We start from the raw sequence: 24,219 nt of genomic DNA on the forward strand, positions 1-24,219 counted from the left end.
CGGCCAGCACTTTGGGATGGTGTTTTCCCTAGATTTAAAAAGTTCGGGTCAAAGTGACGCAAACCGATTCACGCACGTAGGTCCACCACATGCAGTCCGTCCAGGCGCAAGGCCGGAGCTTGGGACTTTTTCTTCTGCGCTGCGGACTGGGAAGCCGTATTTGCAAAATTGCTCTTGATTTCCTTGACCAGTTGCTGAGCTAGGTAGATGCTTCCAGCCTGTAAAAATTTTGACAATCGCACAAACTGAGCATCAGCCAGGGTGGAAGCATCAAAGTTGACCAGCGCCTGAAAGGCATGCCTTGCAGCATCTAAGTTTCCGCTATTGATCGCCTCAAAAAGAGCAAGCACTTTTTGGCGATGTTGTTGTTGCTTGTCGTGGGACGCTCCGCCGTGTCCAGCGTAGCTTCCCGAGCGGGCATTCACCCGCATCATGTTGGCGGTTTCCATAGACGACTCCTTCAGGTGCTGACTATTTCATGCAAGCCTTTCTGGCTGGGTTGTAGGGGATTGACCGTTTCACAGGACCTAGTTTGATGGTTCAATAAAAATTGAATGTCAGGAAATCGGTCAATCAGCTAAAAACACGCATAAGCCATGCCAGTCATATTTCGGCAATTATTTGCCGGTGTCTGTTTCTTTGTTGGTCGGCAAGCAAAAAGCCCGACAGGTACTAAACCTTGTCGGGCTTGACAGCAGGCACGGGAGTCCAGCTGTCGGGTGCGTGGACGGAGATGAGAATTTAGACCTCCCCACGCGAGCGGCATGGATGTCGCTCATTCGGGTAATGCGAGCCAAGATTTCTCGAGGACGCATCTTGATGCTAGAACTTCTTTTCTGACAAGTCAACCCAAATAGCTCGGTGATATGGGTCAGATTATTTTCTTGTTGCAGCGCAGGTCTGTATCATTGCTTCCCCTTGAACCTACATTAAGGCGAGGAGACCCATTTGATTAAAAAGTATTACGCAGGCAACCAGCAACCAGCAACCAGCAACCAGCAACCAGCAACCAGCAACCAGCAACCAGCAACCAGCAACCAGCAACCAGCAGTAGCAAATTGCTCTACCTACGCTTTTTAAATCTCAGTCATGCTGTCAGCAGTAATTTGACTAGTGTTGACTCTTTAGCTCTGCGCTTACTCGAGTCAATTGCTGTAGCCCACAGCAATGGTGCTGCATTGACCGTTACAGATGCAATGTCACTAAATGCAATAGCATCACCAGCAACAATACATCGCAAGTTAAATGACCTACTTAAGGCTGGTTTGGTTGATCAGGTTCATGTTGATGAAAATCGCCGGACCAAATATCTGCATACCACTAGTAAAGCCAACGCATACTTTGCCAACATGGGTAGCGCAATGGTGAGTGCCCTGCACCTCGCCTAGGCGCTCACCCTATTGCTCAAATCAATAAAAATGGTGCTGAGGCACTGATGTCTCGTCAAGATTGCCAGTAATGGACTGATGCAATACTGGCCACAAATCCTTCTTAACTCACAATATCGGCCCATGGGTCTGAACTATTTTCAGTTTGACTTTGTGAAACACTAACCTTAGAACGCGAAGCAGGTGTAAAGCCCATCTCTGCCTCGTAGCCCTTCATCTCGAGAGCCAAATCACGAATGACATCCATTAATGGAGAACGCCGCAAAATTCCACTGGGCGTTTTGATGATCATTCCCGCCACACCTGAGCGATTGATCTTTGCCAACGCCTCTCGATACAAACCGGCGCAATTGGCCCAACGCTCTAAAACAGAAGCGTCAAGTGATGAAAGCAAACCAGAGGGAGCGTTTTCAACTGCGTATGTCCATGCCTCTTTGGCAATGTCCGACATGTACTCAGGTGGATCTCCAAGCTTGCCAATTGGACGTGGTTCGTTCGGATTGACTCTGCACTTTTGCAAAGTCCCCTTAATCTTTTTCACTGCAACAGGTAATGGTTTACGTCCGGCCATAGGGTTCTAAATCATTTTGTGAAATTGACAGACGCTTAAGCTCTTCAAGCGACATACCTTCCAAAGCCTCTGCGAGTGCTGGGCACATGTCTTTCGCGTCGGCTGGCTTTAGGTCCATCGAATCAATCTTTTGAATTTGTTCAAGTTCATCAAAATAAGCCTGTTGAATTAAGGACGACGTCACTTTCCAGCATCCAAAAAAATGTTTTCAATTTGCACGCGCAAAAATTTGAGCTGGCGAGCGCATCTTTGGCTGCCGTTCCTAGAGATTTAGACCCCCTACCCCCCTGCGCGCTTGCCTGCAGTCTCTCTGGCCGTCTTACGGTTGTGACAAGAGACACAGAGAGACTGCAGGTTGCTTTTATCTAAACGAGCGCCACCTTCCTTGATGGGGGTAATGTGATCCACAACTCCGGCAGCAATTGATTGGCCTTGGTCAGCACACGCCTTGCAAAGGGGGTGCAACCGCAGGAAATTGGCACGCAAACGCCGCCAAGTGCTTGATTGATAGAACCCAACCTCATTGTCAAAACTACGCCGCATACGCCCGTAATCACGATGGACCAAAGCACGGTGGCTGTCGCAGTAGCCGGGGTTAGTCAAAACAGCCATACATCCCGGATATCTGCAAGGAGTTGGCGCACTTCTTGGCATATCAATCGGCTTTCAAGAAATAAGCGACATATCGCGGAATTAGCTTGGCTTCTTCTCGATTTAGAGCGTCAATGCTTTACATCGCAACACGAACAGGAGAAATAGATGAATCAATCGAATCAACTCAACGCGCTCTTTGAGCGGATTGCCAAAGAGCATCTCCACATTGAAACGCTTGAAACACAAAACCGTGACCGAGACGACTTTCACGACGTAGCGGTTTGGTCAATCAAGAGCGCGCTTGAAGCCGCCTACGCCGCAGGTGCTTTAGCAGCACAAAACACATCAACAACGTCGAGAGGTAAAAAATGAAACTGACAGATAGCCAGCGCCACTTGCTCCAAGCGGCGGCAAAACATCCGCAGAAACTATTGACAGACTTTCCAGCCAACCTCAAGGGCGGTGCTCTAATCAAAGTGCTTACAGCACTTGGCAACGCAGAGCTGATCTCCCCACACAGCAAAACAACTGAGGGGACCACTCAATTTGTGATCACCCGCTCAGGACTTGTCGCGATTGGAGAAAGCTCCGCATCGCCGACAAAGCAACGCCATGGCACTAAGCAAGCAACCATGATCGAATTGCTCAAGCGACCCGAAGGGGCAAGCCTCGCAGAGCTTGTTCAAGCGACCGGTTGGCAACAACACACAGTGCGAGGCGCCATGGCTGGTGCTTTGAAAAAGAAGCTGGGATTGAACATCGTGTCAGAGAAGATCGATGGCCAAGAACGTAAGTACCGCATCGTTTGAACGAAATGAAAACCGTGGGATTGTTCTGAGTTTTCTGGCTGCAAAACATAACCTTTTTTGCTATGCAGCTTCAGGCTCCACGGGCGTATCCAACTTCCGGTTAGAGAGAACACCCTTTTTTCCGGTGAACTCCTCCCAGCGTTTGACGATGACGTCAACGTACTTGGGGTCAAGCTCAATGAGACGGGCTCGACGACCGGACTTCTCACAGGCAATCAATGTCGAGCCTGAACCACCAAATGGATCCAGGACGAGGTCGCGGGTCTTGCTGCTATTTCGCACCGCACGTTCGACCAGTTCCACTGGCTTCATCGTCGGGTGCAGATCGTTCTTCTGTGGCTTCTTGACGTTCCAAACGTCACCCTGATCACGGGCACCACACCAGAAGTGGTCTGATCCATCACGCCAGCCGTACAGGATGGGTTCGTACTGGCGTTGGTAGTCCGCACGTCCGAGCGTGAACGTGTTCTTGGCCCAGATGATGAACGTGGACCAACGACCGCCAGCGGCACGGAAGGCCGACTGGAGAGTGTCCAGTTCCGAGGAACTCATAGCGATGTAGACGGCACCCTTGGTGTGGGACAGGATGTTCATGCATGCGTCCAACAGGAAGCTACCGAAGCCTTCGCCCAAGTTGTCGTTCATGATAGGGCGGTTCTTGCCACGCAACTTGTCTTTGGCCGTGTTTGCGTAGTTCACGTTGTAGGGCGGATCGGTGAAGGTCATGTCCACCAGTTCCTCCCCCAATAGGGCCTTGAAATCATCCGCCTTGGTCGCGTCGCCACACAGCAACTTGTGCTCACCCAGGATCCAGATGTCACCATTCTTGGAGATGGGTGTGTCGCTGCCCTCAGGTACAGCATCCTCATCGGTGAGTCCATCCTTCGTGGCTTCCTCACCAGCGATCAGGGCTTCCCACTCCTCTTGCGAGAAGCCGGTAAGACCCAGTTCGAAACCTGCGTCTTTGAGGTCTGCCAATTCGATACCCAGCAGTTCGTCTTCCCAAGAGGCGTTCTCGCCAATCTTGTTGTCGGCCAGGATCAGTGCGCGACGCTGAGTGTCAGATAGATGCTCAAGCGGAACCACTGGCACCTCAGGCAGACCGAGCTGGCGGGCAGCCATGAGCCGACCATGGCCTGCAATGACGTTATTTTTGCCATCGATCAGGATCGGAGCGCCCCATCCGAACTCCCGGATGCTGGCCGCGATCTGAGCCACCTGCGCTTGCGAATGCTGTTTGGCATTGCGGGCATATGGGATCAGTTCGTCGACCTGTCGGTATTCGATGTGGATGGGATTCATGGGGACCAGAAATGAAAAACCCGCCGGGCGTTGCCACCGGGCGGGTTTGTGAAATTATTTTTTCGGAGACGCATCTCTCGCGACCGTAGACAGAATTTAACCTGAATACGGTCAAAACGCGACACCTCTAAATTCGCGTTTCTTTCGCATCTGTTCGCATCCCTTGGAGCAGTTTCGCTGTGCCACGCAACGCCTATCAACCTCCACGCGAAATATGTTCAGTGATGGTCTGAATTGCGACCTCCCAATGTCGCTGTGCCGTGCGTGGAGCCACACCGAAGCGTTTGCCGATGTCGTACCAGCGCCAGCGTTCAGCACGCATCCACACCAACTTGCGTTGTTCCACATCCAAACACTGTACCCACTGCATGACGACGAGCATGCGCTCCACCTCAACCGGGGTTGGAGGGAAGCGATAGACCGGCGGGTCGTTACTGGCCATGCGCTCGTACTCTGTTCGCACGATGGTTGGCCAGCAGTTGAAGTGGCCCTGCACTCTGACCGGTGGCAAGCGATGTGCTGTGCGCGAGGCCTCGATGAGCCAGTTGGCCACGTCATCCGTCGTCCATTGAAGTGTTGCTGCAACCATGTCATCCCTCCTGTGTGTCCAAAGCCCAGTGCAGCAGCGCCAATGCATCTGCTTCGTTGTCGTCAGTTACCGGATGCCCCAGTTCCCGCATTGCGTCCATCACCTCTGTCTTGCCTGCATTGCCCTTGCCGGTGGCGTGTTTCTTGATCGTTCCCACGGGCACCCCTTGGTAAGGGATGTTGTGGTGCTCGCACCAAGCCGTGAGCGTGGCCAGCAGTCCGCCGTAGACATGGGCCGCATCCACGCCGGCATGGCGGCGAACTTCCTCGAAATAAACGCAGTGGATTGCATTGGCCAGTTGGCGCATATCGCTGAGCCAGCGCTTGAAACGCAGGTAGCGCATGCCTCCACCCTCGTACCGGCTTGGCTTAAAGCTCACAAAGCCATGGACGACTTGCGCGTCCAGCGTTCGCATGGCCCATCCAGTCGTGGTCCCCATATCGATTGCCATGACCACGGTTCGCGATGCAGGCATCGGGTCGAGCGCGTGGGCATCCTCCCTACGTAACGGAGAGAGGGCATCAGCCCCCTCTCCTACGTAGTAGGAGGGGGAGATTTCGCCAACTTCGGAAGTGGCAGAAAGTGAATAAAAACAAGGACTTGGCTCAGTTGGCAACTTTTGCCAACTGCCAACTGCCAACTGAACCAGAAAACTCGTAAGTGGTTGATATGAAAAGGAATTAAGTTGGCAACGGTCTGCCAACTGAATCCAGTTGGCAAAACTTTGCCAACTTCCAGCCCCTTTTTTGCCAACTTGCTCCTGCGTGCCGGTGTGTGTGGCATCGCACAAACGCGGGTCAATGCGGGCGTTTTCCAAGGCGCGGCACATGACAGCGTGTGCGCGCTCCTGCGTACCGATGCGAGCGCGTACCAATGCGCCGTGCGTGATGTCTCTATCTTGGCAAATCATGTTCATTCGGACTCCTGTGGGTCATTGCTGTTTTCGGGATAGACCCACACTTCCGGGTTCTCGACAGGCATCGCTGCCCCGGAAAGCGGGCACTTGTAGTGGGTGGGGAGGACGCGCAGCGACACCGTGGGCACCTCTCCGGTGTCCGAATCCGGTTCGCCCTGGGGCAGGTTGACCACCATGCCCTCGACACACAGGTAGCCAAACTTGGAGCGCCCGATGGAGGGCAGCCCAAAGTCCTGTGCGTTACGGAAATACTTGATGTAGCCCTGGGTGGCCAGGGCTGACAGTCGCTCGCGGATGGTGCGCTCGCCGCCCAGGCCAGCCTTGCCTTCGAAGGCCTCAGCGAACTGATTGGCGGTGTAACAGTTGCCCTTGAACCCTTCATCGAGCAGGATCTGCAGGATCACATCAAGTTTGCGCAGACGCTCGGCATCGAGACGCTGTCCGTACTCCTTGAGAACCAAGCGTTCGCTGGCATTGACGATCTCCCACTGGTTGTCGATCTTGTCGACATAGCGGATAGGCAATCCCGGGCCGTTACGCAACTCAAAGATCAACTGGCGCACCGTGGTCGACTCATCCGGCCGATGCAGCATGAGGCTGGACGAGTAATAGCTGCGTAGGCTGCTCGCACCCGCAAAAGCCTGGAATGGGTCTTCCTCGAACTGCCGCTTGGTGATCTTCTTGGTGTGGTGGACCAAGATCACGCCAGCATCCGGATTGACCGCGAGGTGCAGCTTGGCCACGCGACGCGTGAGGAAAAACATCATCGCGTCGTTGTCGTTCTCACCACCAACACCGCCGCCGTCAAACACGTTTCGAATCGGATCGATGGCAATGATGTCTGGAGGCTCGCCAGCAAAATGGGCGCTGATGGACTGGATCAGTTGCTCCAACCCCTCGTCGTTGAGCACCAGTTGCAGCTGGGGCGTGACCATCAGATTGCGACGGGCAAGCGCCAAGGCCTCCTTGGGCAGGACGATGTTGTGCATGCGCTCCTTGAGGTACGGGTAGCGAACCTCGGCCTGGATGTAGACGACCTTGAGCGGTCGCGCAGGTACCATGTCCAAAAACGCCACGCCAGCGGCCATGTGGGCAAGCCACGCCAGCAGGAAGTCGCTTTTCCCGACCTTGGGCGCACCGCCGAACACGGTGACGCAACCGTGCATGACGATCCGGTTGGAGACGAGATCAGGTGGCACAGGGGTGTCGTCATCCATGATCTCGCCCATGGTGTAGATGGGCAGAGCCGAGGTGCTGGCCTTGACCGTGATGCGCTCGCCAGCTGAGATGAAGGCCTTGCAGTCAAAGCCTTCGGCGACCGCATCGGCAGCATCCCACTTCTCGGGTTTTGATTCGGGCGGCACAACGATGGCGACCGAGCGACTGCCCGCCGCGACGCAGGCCTTGGCTGCACTTTCCGCGTAATCCCAGCCGGGTAGATCCCGGTCAGGCCAGATCACCACATCCTTGCCTCTCAGGGGCGACCAATCCGTCTTGTCGATGGGCGCGCGCGCACCGTTCATGGCGGTGGTGGCCACCACCCCAAGCTCAATCAAAGCCTGGGCGCACTTCTCCCCCTCTACCAGCACCACCTGCCTGGCTGACGCCATCGCTGGCTGGTTGTAAAGCGGGCGCGGGTCAGGGGCACGCCACATCCGGGCGCGCACATCCCAGGGCCTGAACTCCTTGCGGCCAGGCTCTGGGTCATAGCGGTAGACCCGGGCGATCAGCGTGCCGTCGGCTTGTTTGTAGTCCCAGGTGGCGGTGTAGGGGCCAAGTTCATCGACCGGCTGCTGCCGGACTTCACGCTTGATGGATTTGCCAATGGGTGGCGCCACGCCACACCACTGGCGAACCTCTTCAAGGATCCGGGTGAAATCTGTCTTGACGGACAGGTTGCGCGACAGGCCCCAGGCATCGAACACATCGCCACCCATATCGGTGGCGAAGTCGAACCAAAGCCCGCGTCGCGGGCCCTCCATCTCAACCACGAGGCTCTTGCCGGGTGAACCGTCAATGTCACCCACATAGAACTTCCCACCCCGGATCCGCCCTTGAGGGAATAGGAACAGCAGGACGGACTCGAGCCGATCGATCAGCGCATGGCGCAATCCTTCGACATCTTCTGTCGTCCCGGGTACGCGATCCGCTGCATCGTTGAAGTCGAAGTAGCTGGACTCATGCATCAAGACCCACCCCAGCAGCGTTCCTGCCATGAACAGAAGCGGCACTTCTGGTGGGTTGGCGTGGTCGAGAATCGGGGAAGAACTTCCCCCGCATCGGTGGCCGTGATGACACGCACCGCCCGATCGGACATGCGCTGAGCGAGGCCACCATCGAAGGGGACCAACTCGAACCAGATTTCCTGGCTGTCCTTGTTGATGGCTGTGAAGAGCGCAGGGTTCTGCGAGATCCCCGGAATGCTGGCCTCCATGTAGGCCTGATAGATCGCCATCTGCGCGGCATAGACGGGCTTGGACTTGGCCACACCGTTCTTGACCGTGTCGCGCCAGGACTTGTCGTTCATGGTCTTGCATTCCCACAGCGCGGGATAGCCCATACCCAGTGACGCCGGTCCGCTGTTCAGGATGCCGTCGACGTGTCCCTTGATGCGGCCGCGCGCCACGGAAAATCCGAACTGACCACCCTGAGCTTTGCGGGTGTACAGGTCAAAGCCAATCAGGCGCAGCCAACGGATGGCAAGGTCTTCCAGTTGGTGGCCCACCTCGAATACCCGCAGCAATCGACCAGAGAACTCCCGGCCTGGATCCACAGGCGTGCGGGTGTACTCGAACTGGAGCGCACGCTCGCAGGCGACTCCCAGGCGTGAAGCGCCCAGATAGTCACGCCGCGTTTGCGCGTCGCGCTCCAGCGCCAGCGCGTCATCAATGAGCGAGCCGACCTGTTCATGAAATTTGGGACGGTGATTGAAGTCCAGCATCACACCCGTCCTTGCTGCCGGCCTGCAGCCTGCGTGGCAATACGCTGCTCAAGGAACGCACGGTCCTTGGCAGCCATGCGTTCATGCTCTTCGAGCATGCGGTCCTGATAAGCGGACACGACCACATCGATGAGTGTGAGAACCTCCTGCCGGCTGTAGTCGGCCAGTGGCCGTTGCATGCCAATGGAGCCCACGTACTCACCCAGCGGGGCCAGGCAGGACTGCATGGCGGCGATCTCCATGTCACTGGGGTCGATCATCTGCCCCTCCGTTTTGTTCATGAGCTTGGAGAAGGCCTCCTGACAGCGACGCGAGCAGAACACCCACTTGTCGTTGTGGCGAGAAGGATCCGAATGGGGCACACGAGGGTTGAACCAGCCGAACCCTTTGGCTTTGCGGTGACAGACGGCACATTTCACGCAGCCTCCAGAACCTGGTGGGCGTGGGCATCGTTGGCCGCATTGACCAGACGAACGATGGCGTTGCGGTTGAACCGGAAGGACAGCAGCGCCGAGGCCTGGTAGCGGGTCAGACCAAAGTCAGCCCTCAACTCTGGCGGCAGATACTGGAGCTGCTTTGGTGTGGGCGATTCGTTGAGCCAGCGACGGGTCTTGTGCGCCGAGTCCTCGGATTCGTGGTCGTTCAGCCAGTCGTCGGCCTTGGCCATGCATACCGTGCGCTCACCCACCGCCAGCAGACAGGTGTTGATTCCCTTGCCGCCACCGATGGCATGCCAACGACCGTTGAGGAAGAAGATCCCGCCCCAGGCATTGAAACCCGTGGCCATGAGCGCGTCATCTGCGCCGAAGAGGTCGCACCAGCGAAAGTTCGAGCGGCTAAGCAAGTCGATCTCGCTCATCACGAACTTGTCGAGCACACCAGCATCCGGGGTCTCCGAGCGCTCCCATACGTGGTCACAGAACGGACACTCCATCACTGCCAAAGGCACGATGGCACCGCACTCCGGGCAATCCTTGGTGGGTGCCTCCCCATCGTGGTCATGCCCTTCAAGATTGACCTCTTGCTCCAGTGCGCCGTGCATGAGGCTGGCCGTGCCGAAGTCCAGCACGATGCAGTCGGTCTTGACCAGACCCGGGAACTCCTGCGGATCAACCGTGCGAAGACCCCGGCCCACCATCTGGATGAAGGTGGACTTGTAGGAACTCGGGCGCAACAGGACCACGCAGGATGTAGGCGTGTAGTCGTAACCCTCGGTCAGGACTGCAACATTGACCACCACCTGGGCGTTGCCGTTTTCATAGGCAGCCAACCGATCCTTGCGCTCGACATCAGACAACTCACCATGAATCAGGACGGCATTGATGCCCGCTTGATTGAATGCCGTGCAGACATCCGTGGCGTGCTCAACGGTTGAGCAGAACACGATGGTCTTGCGGTCGCGCGCCTTGGCCTTCCAATTGGTGATCACGGACTCCGTGATCAGGGTCTTGTTGAGGATGGACGCGACCTCGTTCATGTCGAAGTCGATGGCGGTGCGCCGCACCTTGCGCAGGGCTTCCTGTGTGCCGACATCAATGACGTAGGTCCTGGGCGGTACCAGATGACCGCTGGCGATCATCTCGCCCAGGGTGATCTGGTCGGACAGGTTACTGAACACCTCACGCAGCCCCTTTCCATCACCCCGGTTCGGGGTGGCGGTCAGGCCACAGATGGCAGCCTTCGGGTTCTTGACCAGCACCTGGTCGATGACCTCGCGATAGCTGGGCGAGACAGCGTGATGCGCCTCATCAATGACCAACAGGTCCAGTGTTGGCATCTGCTCCAGATTGGCCTTGCGCGAGAGCGTTTGCACCATTGCGAAGGTGGCGTTGCCATCCCAGGACTTTTCGTTGGCGTCGTAAACCGAGGTCTTTAGACCAGGATTCACGCGCTCGAACTTGGACCGGTTCTGACCGGTCAGTTCGGTACGGTGGGCCAGGATGCAGGCCTTGGCATCGCGCTCAGCCAGGAGGCTGCCGGCCACGGCCGACAGCATCACGGTCTTGCCCGACCCGGTGGGCGCAACGGCCAGGGTATTGCCATGCTCGCCGAGGGCCGCAAGGGTCCTCTGCACAAGCAAGGCTTGGCGGGGGCGAAGAATCATGGCATCTCCCCCTTACTGAGCCCAGCTGGGACGACCCGGCACCGGTGCGCGTCCGGTGGCCTGCGCATAGGCGTTGGCAGCCGGCGCACTGGGTGCCGCAGGCGCTGCGCCGTTCATGTGCGCCGAGTACTCTTTGTGGTCAGGTGTGACGGCAGACTTGATGACGCACTTGTCCTGGCCGTTCTGGTCCTTCTCCCAGTCGACCTTGCCGACGAACTCAATACCCTCCAGGTCGGAGAAACCGCTGATGCGACGGGCGTTTTGAGCGGACGGGCTGCTGTCGCTGGGGTTGATGCCGCGAGCGGAGTTCAGGATGGCCTTGATGAAGGTCCGCCCCATGTTGGTCCACTCGGCACCCTTGGCGCTGTACAGCCCAATGAGGGACCACATCTTGCGACGGGCGAACGGCCCCTCGAGCACTACGAACTCGCAGTTCAGGTAAACAGAACCGGTGGTCATGCTGCGGGTGGCATAGCCGCCGGTCCAGCCCTGGGACGGGTCGTCATAGCCACCCGGCTTGATAGTCATGCGAACGCGCACCACCGTGCCTTTGGGGATGAGGTCGTAGCTGGATTGCTCGGCGGCAGAGTTGAAATCGAAGAAAGTCATGATCAGGACTCCTGAGAGGTAATTGCGGGGGTGGTGTTGGAAGCGGGTTCAGCGACGCTGGCCTGTGGACGGGCAAAGTCCAGGCGCTCGCTGGCCGGACGCGCGGGGCCGGCGATCTTTCGCATGAGCCGGCCGAGGTCCGGCTCCTCAATGGCATCGAGGCGACCGCTGCGGTCCTTGGCGGGGTAGCCCCACTGGTTGAGCGTGTGACACACGAAAGCGCGGTAGCTGCTGCCGTCGTCGGCTTTGACTTCGGCCAACGTGATGACCTCATCGACGATGCCGGGCAACTCCAGGCTGGTCTTGGAGCCATCAATCTGCAGCGTGAAAACACGGCGGTTGAAATCGTCCAAGGCCTCGTTGAGGATCCCGACAAACCAAACGTTCTTGCGCCGGGTGTGCTGCAGATGGGTGAGCCAGCCGATCATTTCCTGGCCCATCAGGCCGTAGGCGCCACGGCTGTCGGGCTTGCCGGTTTTCTCGGAATAGGCCTGTGGCTGGCCCTTGCTCCATTGCAGGCAAAGTCGGCCGGCCACGGTGATCGAGTCAACGAACACCGTCTCGTACTTGTCCAGCGCGGCTGGATCACCAAAGCGCTGGCACACGGCCTGGAAATGAGCCTCGCTGTAGGGCTGGTCATCTCGCAGGGCCGGGTTCGGCCCACCGATGAAGACGGCGAAGTCGCGGCACTCCTGCCATGTGCGGGGACGGATGGTGTCGCCTGCATAGCCCTCGACAGCCAGGTCACCGGCCTCAAGATCGAAGAACAGCGTGGATGCCGGGGGCAGCGTCCAGAGCTGGGAGGTCTTGCCAATGCCAGACTTCCCGACCAGGACGCCTTTGACGCCTCGTCGCTCAGCCAGGCGCTGGTCAGCGGTGATGATGGGCAGGTTCATTTGGCCACCTCCGCAAATTCGTCGGTGAAGAACACTTCGGACACCGTATTGGCGCCGCTGCCTCCGCGTTTGCGGGCTTGCTCATAGAGTTCACGCAGGCCACTAAGACCACGACGGGCTAGTGCCACCTGGGCTTCAATGCCAACGATGGCAAAGGCCAGGTCGTCCAGCGTGGCGTCCTCCAGCGCAACGGTCACTTCTTCAGGACGATGTCCGTCAAGTGCAGGAACGCAGATGGTGTCGGGCAGTTCGCGGACGTACCATTCGGGACGTTCACGCAGTTTCTGGACAGGGGTTTTCTTTTTGAAGAACATGGCGATTACTCCTTCATGAGGGCGAGGCGGTACGAGGGCTTGCCGGACTTGACGGTGCGGGCAGCCTCGAAGGCGGACTTGAGGGTTTCGGGCCAGGCGTTGAACTTGGTCTCGCTCACCCGGTAGCTGATCTCGACGTACTGCTTTGCGTCATCACCGCTGTCCGTGATACGGCGGGTGATTTCGGCCAGACGGGCTTGGTCCCAATCGACCTTCTTGGGAAGGTCGGCCGTGACACGCACGTTGCCGTCGTCGAAGTGAACGACCCCGGTGTCTTTGCCAGCGTCGTGGCGCAGGTTGCGAGCACGCTCGCCCCACTTGAAGTCGATGGCCTGATCGATGTGATCGCTCAGGGCTTTGCCAGAAGCCAGCAGATCAGCAGCGGCGTTCTTGATGATGAAGAGCAGTTCGGCGGGTTGCTGCGCCAGCGTTCCAGCCGGTGTGGCCAGCACCTGCTCGGGGGTGAAATTCACATCGGTGCTCATGCAGCACCTCCGCTGACTTCACGCTCGGAAGTGCTCTTGCGCAGGCTGTCGACTTCGAAGGCTTCGATGTCTTCGATCCGGTAGCGGACCTGGCCTTGCAGTTTGAGGAATACGGGACCGATGCCCTCAGAGCGCCAGCGCTCCAGTGTGGCCTCGCTTAGGTCCCAACGGTCAGCCAATTGCCGTTGATTGAGGTGTTTAACACTCACGTTTTTCTCCTTTCAAGTGATTGCGAAAACGTGAGGAAAGTTTCGGAAACGACCGGTGGGCAAAGGGGTGGGCAAAGAGGCCTAAAGGGGTGGGCAAATGCGGCAAATACACCTGCCAGAAACAAAAAGGCCCGGAGGGTTAGTCCGGGCCGTTCTTGAAGGTCGCTTATTGGGCAAATCAGCCTTTGGGCGGTGATGGATCGTTGCCATAGCTGTTGCGATCGCGAATGCGACCGTCTCTTCCATGGATCAGAACCTCGCTTTTCTGGTTGATCGCGATCTCGCGCGCTGCGCGCTCTGCCTCGGCCTGCGTGTTGTGCAGCGAGGTGTCACGGGTATTGCCTTCGCCACGGACGGCCCATTGGTCGTCACGTCGAACTACGTGTTGGTTTTTTCCAGTCATTTGTTGTCTTTCAAAAGTAAGCGGTTGATCTTGAGGGGGTTGAGTGCTGATCGGTTCACCCCCCTTCGGATAGCAGGTAGTCGGGGTGCAGCCAGTAGTAGCCCTTCTGGTCTGATTGCACAAAGGTCTCGAACACCTCAGCGTGCCGCTTTTTGATGTTGGCAAACTTAAAGTTTTCTGGAATCTCAAGCGCTTTGGCAAGCAGACGCTTGTGAACCTCATCACCTTCAGCGTCAAGCAACACCTTCAGGAATTTGAATACCTGCGGTGAGAGCGAGACTTCGGCACCGCCGATCAATGCCACCCGTTTGGTTTCCAAAAGCCGCAGCGATGTTTCGTCTGAGACGACGACAGGGGCAAGGCCATCGATATAGGCTTCAAGGTTTTCAATGACCAAGCTGCCCTTGCGAAGTTGCGCAACGGCTCTCAGGGGCACCAACAACCGACGACCCAGTCGCCCAGGCTGTAGAACTTCAATGTCACTGGTGGTGATGGTCAGATCCATGCCGGGCGCTGAAGCCTTATCAAGGGCTTTGTCCACTTCGGCTTGGTTTGCTGCCAGTTGGCATCCGAAAAACAGGCTGTGACGATGCCGCTTGTATTCACGCTCCCCCAGATGCCAAAGCACGCCGTTGACAATCTCCGTGACCTGATACCGCGACCTCAATCCCAATGACGCGTTGAGCCAGTCGGCAACCTTGGCAGGGCTCGCCTGCCAAAGACGCGCTCGCTCTTTTGCCAGCGGCACCCAGCCGCACTCGCCACAGTAGGCCCGAAGCTCAATTTGTGATCCATATGCGACTTGTTCGGGCTGGATTGCACCGCACATGCAGTCTGGGCACAGCACGCCGTCGGCCAATTCAGGGCCAAGACTCAGCGCCTGAACATCCCTTAGATGCTTGAACACCTCAGCTTGGCCACTGACCCACACTGCATCTGGCAAAAGATGATGCCCAGGCTGCTCCAGCAACCTGGACAGCTCCGCCAATGCAGGCGCATTGATGGGGCCCACGATCAGGCGCCTTCAACGGCAGTTGCAGGTTGATCGGCTGCTTCTGCGGTCGGTGGCTGCTGCATCACACCCAATGCCAGTACGAGCTTTTCCGCCAGTCGAGCATCCGCTTCTTCCATGTCCCGCAGGTTGCTGATTCCCGTCGGTTTCAAACCGACGTGCAGCGCCCGACCTTTCTTGGAGTCGCCTTCTGGCATGAAATACAGACTCACGGTTGCGCTGATGAAATTGAAGCCCGTACCCATGAGCGTCGCGGTGTGTTGCACACGAACACACTCCAATGCATCAGGCGCGTCCTTGTCTGCTGGCGGCTTGACCACGTAATCACACAGCGGCCGTTGAACCGAACGGAGACGACACTCGGAGAGCCGGACCTTCACCACCCCATGGTCATGCAAATCCAGTCCGCTGTGCTCGTCCGGCATGACACCTTCACGCAACCGGTTGAGCAGAAAAAGTGGCTGATTCACGGTCATCGGCTCGAGAGGCTTCTTGAAAACATGCGTGCCCAAGGGACCGATGAGCTTCTGCCGCGCCTTCTCACCCCCCGCTACCAACAAGTCAATCACGCCACTTTCGGGGTAGATGATCGCGGTCATACGCAGGGGCGGACGCACGTCACGCCACATCGTCTTGTCATCTGCCCCAAACTCAAGGCTGCGCTGAAGGTTGTCCTCCACGCGGATGTCCAACTGAACACCACCGTCGAGATGACGTGTCAGCACGTCAATCTCGCATGCACGGGATCGGCCTTTCTTGGGTGTGAAGGCTTCAGCCAGGGCCTTGCGCAGGGGGTCGATGTCGACAGCCTCATGGTGCAACTCTTGCCCAGGCGGAAGCTGGATACGACGCCATGTGCGCTTTCCGATTTCCGCATCAGCCTGCATGATTGACTCGGCCTCGGCAAGTTTGGTGGGCCAGTTGATCAACGCCCACAGCGCCCGCTCAGCATCACTGATGTGGTGCTCAAAGTCGTCCAACATCGCATGCCCCAATGGCACCGTGTTGCGCAGGGCTTGGACCCCGCGCACAGTGGCCAAGAACTTCACTCGGCGCAGTTCAGCGTAAACGGAGTCCAGCCGCCCCTCATCCAAGGCTTCGAAGCCGTTTTGAATGTTGGCCTGAACGTCCTTTTCGGGTTGAGACCACGTTGCCCCTTCGGGCAATTCGATTTTTCGGGCCTGGAAGTAGAACTCCCAGTACTGGTTGCGCACCTGGCGCACGAGATCGCGATAGTTGAAGGCTGACATTTGTTTTTTTCCTTGTTGCTGTGGCCTACGTGCGCATCCTCATATCGCGCTACTCTGGCCCTGCCGCCGAAGGATCAGAGGGGTGCTGCAACACGCCACCGACCGGAATCGTTCGTTAAAACGAACTTGAGCAAATTATTGCTGGGACCTGATGGTCATGTCAAGCAGGTACGGATTCGTTCGGTATGGTGGTATCCTGTGGGTATCCATGTGGACAGTTAAGGAGTAACAAGTGGCATCACCTCTCGGTGAAAAAATCAAGCATCTTCGTAATGAAAAAGGGTTAAGTCTTGAGCAACTGGCCCAAATGACCGATTCCAGCAAGAGCTACCTGTGGGAGCTAGAAAACAGGGAGCAAGCCAATCCCTCCCTTGAAAAAATCAACAGACTGGCCGTTGCGCTAGATGTGACCGCCGAATTTTTAGTGAGCTCTCCAGAGCCCACCCCTGACAACAAAGTCGCTGACGAAGCTTTCTTCCGCAAATACCAATTGCTGCCAGACCCTGAAAAGAAGAAGCTTCGAAAAATCCTGGACGCCTGGGAAGACGAATGACCAAGCACAAGCGCCCCATGGCTGTTGCCAACCAGATATCAGACATGCTCAACCAGGTGTTGGGCATTGATCGATTCCCGGTGGACGTTCAGCAGTTGGCGCTTGAATACACGAACCAGTGCTTTCCCGACTCTCCCATCACCAAGATCCAGGGCGAACGCATTGACGGCTTCGAGGGGATGCTCAAAGCCAACAAATCAAAGACCAAGTGGCTGATCGTCTACAACGATGGCAACGGCTCGGAGGGGCGGCAGCGATTCACGGTCGCCCACGAATTTGGGCATTACATGGTTCATCGAGAACTCCAAGATGAATTCGCCTGCCACGACGATGAAATTTCAACGGGTGAACGCAGCAAACGGGATATCGAAACCGAGGCAGATCAGTTCGCATCGACACTATTGATGCCCTACGATGACTTCCGTAGGCAAGTCAACGGCCAGACAGTCAGCTTTGATCTGATAGGGCATTGCGCAGATCGATACGGCGTCTCGCTCACTGCAGCGGCTCTGCGGTGGATCGACATCGCGCCAGAGCGCGCGATCCTGATAGCAAGCCGTGACGACCACATGCTCTGGGCCAAATCGAACGAGGATGCGTTCAAGTCAAGGGCATATTTCGCCACCCGAAAGAACGTCATTGAGCTTCCGAGAACGGCGTTGGCCCACAGCGCCAATGCAGAAACGACTGTTAGCCAGCAAGACGTTCGCGCCAACACTTGGCTCGCCAACGAACCAGGATATGTCCTCGCTCAAGAGCTGGTCAAAAGCGCCGGTCAATACGACTACAAGCTCACCTTGCTTCTGCTGCCGCAGGCTGAATGGCGGCGCCCAGCACACGAAGATGAAGAGCCAGACGAGGATACGTTTGATCGCTTCACGCGCAACGGTCAACCGCTGAACCGCTAAGCCCATCACCTGCTGGAATTCAAAGCCACCCAGTTTTTGCAGGGGTTGGCAAATTCCAGCATCTTTCCGCGCCAGTCCTAAATCTCCCTCTGGCATTGCCATGGGCCCCCGGGGACAATTTTTTCCTTCGATTGTTGAACATCAAGGACTGGCAACCAATGCAAGAAATTAACCGCCGCCCACCCGACTCCATGACCGTGTCAGAGCGCATGGATGAGGTAACTGCCCTGCTGGCAAGGGGCGTTTCCCGTGTGTGGGATCAATCTGTCGCGAAGTCCGCAAATGTGGCCTCGAAGAGGCATTTAGGCCTTGGCTTTAGCGCCCACCAGAGCGTTCATACGGACCCGTTAACCAAATCCACGGAGTCCAAATGACCCCCACGCAATCACCCTATGCCACGCCACCGTCGGTGCTGGCACAAATCACGGCTTTGCCAGATCTGCCGATGCTCGACATCAAGGCACTTTGGAAGAGCCTCTTCGGCGAGGACACACCTACCCACAACCGGCAATTCCTGGAGCGGCGCATCGCCTTCCGGTTGCAAGAAATCGAGTTCCGCAAGATCGATCGCAACATGGTCGATCGCAACAAGCGCAGGATCCAGGCCATCATGGAATCGGGCCAGAACAAAAAACTGGAGCGCGATTTCCACCTGATGGCGGGCACGATCCTCACCCGCGAGTACCAAGGTAAGGAATACCGGGTCATGGCCACGGTCGATGGCCAATATGAGTACGAGGGACGTCCGTACCGCAGCCTCTCGCGCATCGCCAAAGAGATCACCGGCACGGCCTGGTCTGGGCCCGTGTTCTTCGGATTGAAGACCACTGCCGCGCCCAAGACGCCGTCGAAGAAGGGAGCACGCAAATGAGCGAGGTGCTGAAACGCCGCCAGCGGTGTGCCGTGTATTGCCGTGTGTCCAGCGACGAACGCCTGGACCAATCCTTCAACTCCATAGACGCCCAGAAGGAGGCAGGCCATTCCTACATCGCCAGCCAGCGCAGCGAAGGCTGGATACCGGTAGCAGACGACTATGACGACGGGGGATTCTCCGGCGGCAACATGGAGCGGCCCGGATTGCGCCGGCTCATGAACGACATTGAGGACGGCCGCGTCGACATCGTTGTGGTCTACAAAATCGACCGCCTCACCCGCAGCCTGGCTGACTTCTCCAAGATGGTCGAAGTGTTCGAACGTGCTGGAGTGTCCTTCGTTTCGGTGACACAGCAGTTCAACACCACAACCAGCATGGGCCGACTGATGCTCAACGTGCTGCTGTCCTTTGCGCAGTTCGAGCGAGAAGTGACCGGGGAGCGCATCCGCGACAAGATCACGGCGTCCAAGCGCAAAGGCATGTGGATGGGCGGCGTACCGCCGCTGGGCTATGACGTGAAAGACCGTCGACTGGTTCCCAACGAACGCGAAGCAAAGATCATCCGGCACATCTTCACGAGGTTTGTTGAACTGGGCTCCACCACCAAGCTCATGAAAGAGTTGCGAATGGATGGCGTCACGTCCAAGGCCTGGACCACCCAGGACGGCAACGTCCGAGAGGGCAAGCTGATTGACAAGGGGCTGATCTACAAGCTGCTGGGCAACAGGACGTACCTGGGCGAATTGCGGCACAAGGAAGAATGGTTCAAAGGCGAGCACCAGCCTTTGATCGAACCCAGCACCTGGGAAGCAGTGCAGTCCATCTTGAAGGTCAGCCCGCGCACCCGAGGCAACAACACCCGCGCGACCATTCCCTTCCTGCTCAAGGGCATCATCAAGGGTGCCGATGGTCGGGCGTTGACCGTGGCCTGGACCCGCAAGGGCGCCGGCAAGCTGTACCGGTACTACATCCACACCCGCGAAAACAAGGAACATGCAGGAGCTTCCGGTCTGCCACGGTTGCCAGCGATCGAATTGGAAGCCAACGTGGTCCAGCAGCTGCGCTTGATCCTCCGCGCCCCAGACCTCAAGACCCGGGTGGCGCAACTTCTGACTGCAACGGACAACCAGGCAGACGAAGCCAAAGTGTGCATCGCCATGCTGCAGATTGAAAAGGTCTGGGACCAGTTATTCCCAGCCGAGCAGGAGCGCATCGTCCGCCTGCTGATCAAGAAGGTGGTGGTCACGCCACACAACATTGAAGTGCAGTTCCGGCCGAATGGCATTGAGAGGCTTGCTGCGGAGATCAAACTGCCGGACCACGAGCAGAAAGTTGAGGAGGTCGCAGCGTGAACGAGATCAAGATCAAAGCGACTGGCGATGCCGATGTGGTCAGCGCCAGCAATGGCAGCTTGAACGTGACCATCCCCATCAAGATCACGAGGCGCGGTCGGCGCAAAGCGGTGACCCTGCCGGACGGCACGGCCTTGCAGCCGCGCGCGTGGGACAACCAGCCCACCCCGATGCAGTTGGCCCTGGTTCGTGGCCATCGATGGTTGGCCATCCTGGAGTCCGGCAAGGCACGCAACCTGGCCGAGGTTGCCGAGATGGAGGGGATGGACCGCGCCTACGTGAGCCGGATGGTGAACCTCACCACACTGGCGCCGGACATCGTGGCAGCGATCCTGGACGAATCATTGCCGGACCACGTCACCCTTTTCGACTTAGCATCTGGCACACCGTTGCTATGGGATCAGCAGAGACAGATACTAAATACATAAAAAAACAATAGATAGCCTGAAATGGGAGGACTATTCAACCCGTGAAATTTTTACTTTGGGGTCCGAATGCAACGTGGATTTTTTTCTGGATGATGCAACAGTCCAGCCACTATATCCATATTCTGATTCAAGTGAATTTTTTATATTAAGCATTGCCGTTATTGCCTCATTGGCTGCAACCGAGCAAGCAGCCACCGAATAGACACGCTCACCATGAACCAACTTGTTCCGCATTTCTGCAGAGTGCTTAATTACCCTCCAATCATTATCAGAAATAATATCGGACAATTTTTTGTGCGAGGGATCATAGATATCCCAATTGTTCTTTATCGCCTCCAACCCTCGACACCCACTCACGATCCGATCAGCCACCTTAGAGATAAATCCAGCTGAAACAATAAGTTGGCGCAATGTTCTTCGTAACGTCTTCTCCAAAGTAAATGCACAAGTCACCAATGCCTCCGTCTCGTGACCTGACTGGAGAAGATTCGATATTCTCGAAACAGCCGCCGAAAAACCAAGACTAACTGGATACATTTTCTTGCGTTGTTTTAATATTTAAGAAATCGACCAGACGCCTCAAGCGAATATTGCAATAAATCATTAATAATGATTCTAGACAATTAATTCATACCCAAAGCGCCTGGAATTTTCTCGGCGAGAAGATTAGTTATTACCTGGATTTATCGTAAGCACGCATCTGTTCATCAACATATTTTTTTCCCTCCGGAGTCAAATTATTGTATTTGGATCGTTGCTCCGAATCAAATCCAGATGGTCCTGAATAGCTGGATGAGCTGGAGGATGATTTGTCACCACACCCAGCCAACCCAACGATTGCGAAAATTGCCAAAAAACCAAATTTTAAAAGAAAACTTTTCATGATTACTCCATTGAAAAAACCATCAAATATCTGACTTGCAGTGCTTGCACTTCATTGCCTCCTTTTTAATCACCCCAGAACATTTCGGACACATTTTCTCATCAGCCTTCAATTTCAAAGATACACTTTTCTTAACCTTTATTTCTGCGGGTAAAGGATTGACCTGCGCAGAAGAAGATAGTTTTAGGTTGCTAGTTTGAGCTTCAATGAACTTAGTAGTGCGACTTCTACTCGACGCCAATCCAGTTAAAGCAGCAAAGTCAGACGGAGTGCCGTCTACAAGGAAAACACGACCATCATCTAACACCCCCATGCAGATCGTAGATTGAATGTGCTTCTTACGACCGCCTACCATCATTCCACCTACAGCCCCTAGTGGTCCCAAAAGTGCAAATCCCAAGACGCCTGAAGCAAGCGTCCCAGAATATGTTCTATTGAGTTGATCAACTGAAGATATTATTTGAACTGAAACAAGTTGCTCAGCAAGATTAACTCGAACACCAGAACCAGATAAAACCCCTCCATCTAGCCGATACAGGCCAGAAGGAAATGCTGATCCTTCAACGATCTTCAAAAGGGAGTACATATTATTCCAAATGATGCTGACAATATGGGCACTCGCGAACTTTCTCACCAATCACTTCGGCACACATTGGACACGGAAAATTTTTTTCAGAAGACAAAATTTCGTGATGACTGTTTTGATTAATCTGCTGACTTTTAAGATTTTTATCCAAGACTTTTTTCAGCGAAAGCTTAGCCTTTAAATATGAATCTAAATCATCAAATGAAGAAAATTTATTAATGGCATTAAAATCGAAATCCTCTGACTGAGATTCAATCCTTCTCCAGTGTTCATCCAATTTTTTAAGCGCTGGCAAGGTTAGTACAGATTTTTTTGAAACCTCGCCAACGCTCTGAACTAACGCTTGAGCAAGCCAAAGGAACTTTTCGTGATCTGAAGCAACTTTGCCCGAGAGTTCTTTTAACTGCAAGGATGTCGCCTTTCCCTCAATGGCTGCACTACGGATTTCTAAAATAGCGTCGTTACGCTGCGACTGGATTAAGTTCAGCAACTCAATTAACCCTGGATAGGCAAGAGAATCCGACCGCAGATAATCTCCAATAGTTCCCACATCGACTGAAATAACTGACGCAGGGTTAGTCAGCATTCCAAAAATTGGCGTGACACTATAGTTACTAAATTTGTGACATGCCTTCTCAAGTGAGTTTGGGGAGAGCTTAGCCTTAAAATTATTCACAGACGCCTCCGCAGAGGCTAGAGATTTTTTTAAACAACCCCTAGAAAACTCGCTATTTTTCCGATAGACAATCTTTTCTTCAATAATTTTTTTGGCATCATCCCACCCACCAATACTTCGACTACTTATTTTCCCGCCAGTATTTTTGGTGAATTTAGAGCAGTATCCAATCATTACGTAATAATCAAAATTTGCATGCAGAGGTACCGTGCATTCTTCAGAATTCTTGAAAAGCCCGTAGTACACCCCTTGCTGCAGGGCTTCGATTTCGAACCCCTTGCAGTCATCAAACAAATATCCAAATGTATACGTGCTGAACCATATCTTGGCAATACTTTCACTTTCGCTGGTAAGTTTTGCAATACTCTTAATTGCTAATTTAAATTTCTCTTCCTTGCGCAGACTAGAATCAATTGACTTTATAACATTCTGGATTTCCGTTAAACCTACGATCGCCAAATCTCTGACAAAAGTATCTCCATTTCCAGAATTAGTTTCATCCAGTAGCGCTCGATATATTTCTGGCGGCTCTCCATTCTTAACAACTCTTAGGTCGTTATCATCGCCAGCATTCGAAGATTTGCTTTTATCAGTCAATCCTTCGCCGACTGCATTTTTCCTTGTCCACCAAATAAGGAGCACGTGCGGCAGAGAGAAAAACAAGTAACCCCAAAATACAAAGCTCCCCATTCCATCTTGAGATCCCCCTTTTGCAAAAGCGGCCAGCAATAGCAGGCCAACGCTTGCCAATATCCCTCCAGACAGCCATTTAACGCCCTTATAAGCACCAATATCAGTGGTTGTATTTGACCCCACGAGCCAAAACACAGCAATAGCCAAAATCAAACCAAAACCAATGCCGACAATAAAGGGATTATCACCAGGATGACTTCCACTCCCTGAATCGGAACTAGAGCTACCTCCACTACCGAAGCAGGCTGATTGGCATGACCGCATACGACTTTCACATGAACTCAGGCTCCCGCCCCCTGATACGCATGACAAATACGAGTCCTTACAGACACCACAAGTCTCCGATTGAGCCGAGTATGAAAATACCAATGAGGCAATAAAAAGGAGGAATATGAAAGCATTTCTCAATTTTTTATGCACGTTTTTTTACTCTATAAATTGGTTTTGCGCTGCAGAAGTCATGTTGACACGAGATCCCTTCATCTCGGTCACTTTATTCTAGATGCTACATGCTTCTCACTTTGACGGATAGTCGGACAAGTGCCAAGTACCGCTACCGATGCGAACTAACTCGTAGGGTGCTGGTGGCACGTTCCTACCAAAGCTGAAGTCAAACCGATCGATCCGTCCACTCGTAAGTCGTTGATCTTGTTGACCCAAGCCGGAGGCTCTTGTGGACTTCGACCCATTCCCGGGCATGAGGAATGCAGAGAGAAATGGCCGGAAGAGAGAAAACCAGGCACAGAACCGGCCAGGTGGTGCGGTGCGCGAGGTCCGCAAATTTCCGCAGGAACCCGCAAGAACACGGGGCAACACGCGCGATCGCCCAAGAAAAAACCCCAACTCAGACGAGTTGGGGTTTTGGTATTGGTGG

At 55.1% G+C, this 24,219-nt stretch carries 29 protein-coding genes; 7 read left to right on the forward strand and 22 right to left on the reverse strand.

Annotation, left to right across the window (positions count from 1 at the left end; all coding sequences use genetic code 11):
* Positions 1–68: 68 nt before the first annotated feature.
* The 4 genes from B9Z46_RS14215 to B9Z46_RS15310 all read right to left on the reverse strand — a co-directional run bounded on the left by B9Z46_RS14215 (position 69) and on the right by B9Z46_RS15310 (position 2,613).
* Complete coding sequence (locus B9Z46_RS14215) at positions 69–449, reverse strand: hypothetical protein (protein ID WP_108257250.1); 381 nt, start codon at positions 447–449, stop codon at positions 69–71.
* 1,042 nt (positions 450–1,491) lie between these two features.
* Positions 1,492–1,959, reverse strand: a complete 468-nt coding sequence (locus B9Z46_RS14225; RefSeq protein WP_108257252.1) for a phage terminase small subunit P27 family — start codon at positions 1,957–1,959, stop codon at positions 1,492–1,494.
* Positions 1,946–2,143: a hypothetical protein gene (locus tag B9Z46_RS14230; RefSeq protein WP_108257253.1), complete on the reverse strand. Its 198-nt coding sequence runs from the start codon at positions 2,141–2,143 to the stop codon at positions 1,946–1,948. The genes B9Z46_RS14225 and B9Z46_RS14230 overlap by 14 nt, the downstream gene beginning before the upstream one ends.
* A gap of 95 nt (positions 2,144–2,238) precedes the next feature.
* Positions 2,239–2,613, reverse strand: coding sequence for an HNH endonuclease (locus tag B9Z46_RS15310; RefSeq protein ID WP_108257254.1), 375 nt, complete (start codon positions 2,611–2,613; stop codon positions 2,239–2,241).
* 105 nt (positions 2,614–2,718) lie between these two features.
* Between B9Z46_RS15310 and B9Z46_RS14240 the strand changes: the two genes are divergently transcribed.
* Both B9Z46_RS14240 and B9Z46_RS14245 read left to right on the forward strand, forming a co-directional pair.
* A complete protein-coding gene (locus tag B9Z46_RS14240) occupies positions 2,719–2,925 on the forward strand; it encodes a hypothetical protein (RefSeq protein ID WP_108257255.1) in 207 nt (68 codons plus the stop codon).
* Entirely contained in the window at positions 2,922–3,362 is a 441-nt protein-coding gene (locus B9Z46_RS14245) for a DUF3489 domain-containing protein (protein WP_108257256.1), read from the forward strand. The genes B9Z46_RS14240 and B9Z46_RS14245 overlap by 4 nt, the downstream gene beginning before the upstream one ends.
* 60 nt (positions 3,363–3,422) lie before the next feature.
* Here B9Z46_RS14245 and B9Z46_RS14250 read toward each other — a convergent pair whose 3' ends face one another.
* From B9Z46_RS14250 to B9Z46_RS14320, 15 genes are all read right to left on the reverse strand, one after another.
* Positions 3,423–4,664, reverse strand: coding sequence for a site-specific DNA-methyltransferase (locus B9Z46_RS14250; RefSeq protein WP_108257257.1), 1,242 nt, complete (start codon positions 4,662–4,664; stop codon positions 3,423–3,425).
* 196 nt (positions 4,665–4,860) lie between these two features.
* Entirely contained in the window at positions 4,861–5,253 is a 393-nt protein-coding gene (locus B9Z46_RS14255; RefSeq protein ID WP_108257258.1) for a DUF6362 family protein, read from the reverse strand.
* Position 5,254: 1 nt separating this feature from the next.
* Complete coding sequence (locus B9Z46_RS14260; protein WP_108257283.1) at positions 5,255–5,728, reverse strand: crossover junction endodeoxyribonuclease RuvC; 474 nt, start codon at positions 5,726–5,728, stop codon at positions 5,255–5,257.
* A gap of 437 nt (positions 5,729–6,165) precedes the next feature.
* Positions 6,166–8,385 (reverse strand): AAA family ATPase, encoded by a 2,220-nt coding sequence (locus tag B9Z46_RS14265; protein ID WP_199220619.1) that lies wholly within the window; start codon positions 8,383–8,385, stop codon positions 6,166–6,168.
* Complete coding sequence (locus B9Z46_RS14270) at positions 8,355–9,110, reverse strand: PD-(D/E)XK nuclease family protein (RefSeq protein WP_108257284.1); 756 nt, start codon at positions 9,108–9,110, stop codon at positions 8,355–8,357. The genes B9Z46_RS14265 and B9Z46_RS14270 overlap by 31 nt, the downstream gene beginning before the upstream one ends.
* The gene (locus B9Z46_RS14275; protein WP_108257260.1) at positions 9,110–9,529 is read right to left on the reverse strand and encodes a DUF6511 domain-containing protein; all 420 of its coding nucleotides are present in this window, start codon (positions 9,527–9,529) and stop codon (positions 9,110–9,112) included. The genes B9Z46_RS14270 and B9Z46_RS14275 overlap by 1 nt, the downstream gene beginning before the upstream one ends.
* Entirely contained in the window at positions 9,526–11,214 is a 1,689-nt protein-coding gene (locus B9Z46_RS14280) for a DEAD/DEAH box helicase (RefSeq protein ID WP_108257261.1), read from the reverse strand. The genes B9Z46_RS14275 and B9Z46_RS14280 overlap by 4 nt, the downstream gene beginning before the upstream one ends.
* A gap of 12 nt (positions 11,215–11,226) precedes the next feature.
* A complete protein-coding gene (locus B9Z46_RS14285; protein ID WP_108257262.1) occupies positions 11,227–11,823 on the reverse strand; it encodes a hypothetical protein in 597 nt (198 codons plus the stop codon).
* Positions 11,824–11,825: 2 nt separating this feature from the next.
* Complete coding sequence (locus B9Z46_RS14290; protein WP_108257263.1) at positions 11,826–12,719, reverse strand: ATP-binding protein; 894 nt, start codon at positions 12,717–12,719, stop codon at positions 11,826–11,828.
* Positions 12,716–13,033 (reverse strand): hypothetical protein, encoded by a 318-nt coding sequence (locus tag B9Z46_RS14295; protein WP_108257264.1) that lies wholly within the window; start codon positions 13,031–13,033, stop codon positions 12,716–12,718. Before B9Z46_RS14295 ends, B9Z46_RS14290 begins: the two co-directional genes overlap by 4 nt.
* Before the next feature lie 5 nt (positions 13,034–13,038).
* Positions 13,039–13,518 carry a hypothetical protein gene (locus B9Z46_RS14300; RefSeq protein WP_108257265.1) on the reverse strand — a complete coding sequence of 160 codons (480 nt, stop codon included), beginning with the start codon at positions 13,516–13,518 and terminating at the stop codon, positions 13,039–13,041.
* Positions 13,515–13,727 (reverse strand): helix-turn-helix domain-containing protein, encoded by a 213-nt coding sequence (locus B9Z46_RS14305; protein WP_108257266.1) that lies wholly within the window; start codon positions 13,725–13,727, stop codon positions 13,515–13,517. Before B9Z46_RS14305 ends, B9Z46_RS14300 begins: the two co-directional genes overlap by 4 nt.
* 178 nt (positions 13,728–13,905) lie before the next feature.
* Positions 13,906–14,130 (reverse strand): DUF2188 domain-containing protein, encoded by a 225-nt coding sequence (locus B9Z46_RS14310; protein ID WP_108257267.1) that lies wholly within the window; start codon positions 14,128–14,130, stop codon positions 13,906–13,908.
* Between the two features lie 55 nt (positions 14,131–14,185).
* The gene (locus tag B9Z46_RS14315; protein WP_108257268.1) at positions 14,186–15,142 is read right to left on the reverse strand and encodes a hypothetical protein; all 957 of its coding nucleotides are present in this window, start codon (positions 15,140–15,142) and stop codon (positions 14,186–14,188) included.
* Positions 15,143–15,144: 2 nt separating this feature from the next.
* Complete coding sequence (locus B9Z46_RS14320) at positions 15,145–16,392, reverse strand: hypothetical protein (RefSeq protein ID WP_146179271.1); 1,248 nt, start codon at positions 16,390–16,392, stop codon at positions 15,145–15,147.
* A 232-nt stretch (positions 16,393–16,624) separates the two neighbouring features.
* On the opposite strand from B9Z46_RS14320, the gene B9Z46_RS14325 reads away from it, so the two are divergent.
* From B9Z46_RS14325 to B9Z46_RS14350, 5 genes are all read left to right on the forward strand, one after another.
* Entirely contained in the window at positions 16,625–16,945 is a 321-nt protein-coding gene (locus B9Z46_RS14325; protein WP_108257270.1) for a helix-turn-helix domain-containing protein, read from the forward strand.
* Positions 16,946–16,962: 17 nt separating this feature from the next.
* Positions 16,963–17,853: an ImmA/IrrE family metallo-endopeptidase gene (locus B9Z46_RS14330; RefSeq protein ID WP_233246029.1), complete on the forward strand. Its 891-nt coding sequence runs from the start codon at positions 16,963–16,965 to the stop codon at positions 17,851–17,853.
* Between the two features lie 370 nt (positions 17,854–18,223).
* Entirely contained in the window at positions 18,224–18,724 is a 501-nt protein-coding gene (locus B9Z46_RS14340) for a DUF2924 domain-containing protein (protein WP_108257273.1), read from the forward strand.
* Positions 18,721–20,079, forward strand: coding sequence for a recombinase family protein (locus B9Z46_RS14345; protein ID WP_108257274.1), 1,359 nt, complete (start codon positions 18,721–18,723; stop codon positions 20,077–20,079). The genes B9Z46_RS14340 and B9Z46_RS14345 overlap by 4 nt, the downstream gene beginning before the upstream one ends.
* Positions 20,076–20,507 (forward strand): hypothetical protein, encoded by a 432-nt coding sequence (locus B9Z46_RS14350; RefSeq protein ID WP_108257275.1) that lies wholly within the window; start codon positions 20,076–20,078, stop codon positions 20,505–20,507. Before B9Z46_RS14345 ends, B9Z46_RS14350 begins: the two co-directional genes overlap by 4 nt.
* 673 nt (positions 20,508–21,180) lie before the next feature.
* Here B9Z46_RS14350 and B9Z46_RS15065 read toward each other — a convergent pair.
* The 3 genes from B9Z46_RS15065 to B9Z46_RS14360 are packed head-to-tail and all read right to left on the reverse strand — an operon-like array spanning position 21,181 to position 23,609.
* Positions 21,181–21,390, reverse strand: coding sequence for a hypothetical protein (locus tag B9Z46_RS15065; protein WP_146179272.1), 210 nt, complete (start codon positions 21,388–21,390; stop codon positions 21,181–21,183).
* Positions 21,391–21,412: 22 nt separating this feature from the next.
* Positions 21,413–21,976 (reverse strand): hypothetical protein, encoded by a 564-nt coding sequence (locus B9Z46_RS15070; RefSeq protein WP_146179273.1) that lies wholly within the window; start codon positions 21,974–21,976, stop codon positions 21,413–21,415.
* A 1-nt stretch (position 21,977) separates the two neighbouring features.
* Positions 21,978–23,609 carry a hypothetical protein gene (locus B9Z46_RS14360; RefSeq protein ID WP_146179274.1) on the reverse strand — a complete coding sequence of 544 codons (1,632 nt, stop codon included), beginning with the start codon at positions 23,607–23,609 and terminating at the stop codon, positions 21,978–21,980.
* Between the last annotated feature and the right edge of the window lie 610 nt (positions 23,610–24,219).

This window comes from Limnohabitans sp. Hippo4 (assembly GCF_003063605.1).
Taxonomy (GTDB): Bacteria; Pseudomonadota; Gammaproteobacteria; order Burkholderiales; family Burkholderiaceae_C; genus Limnohabitans_A.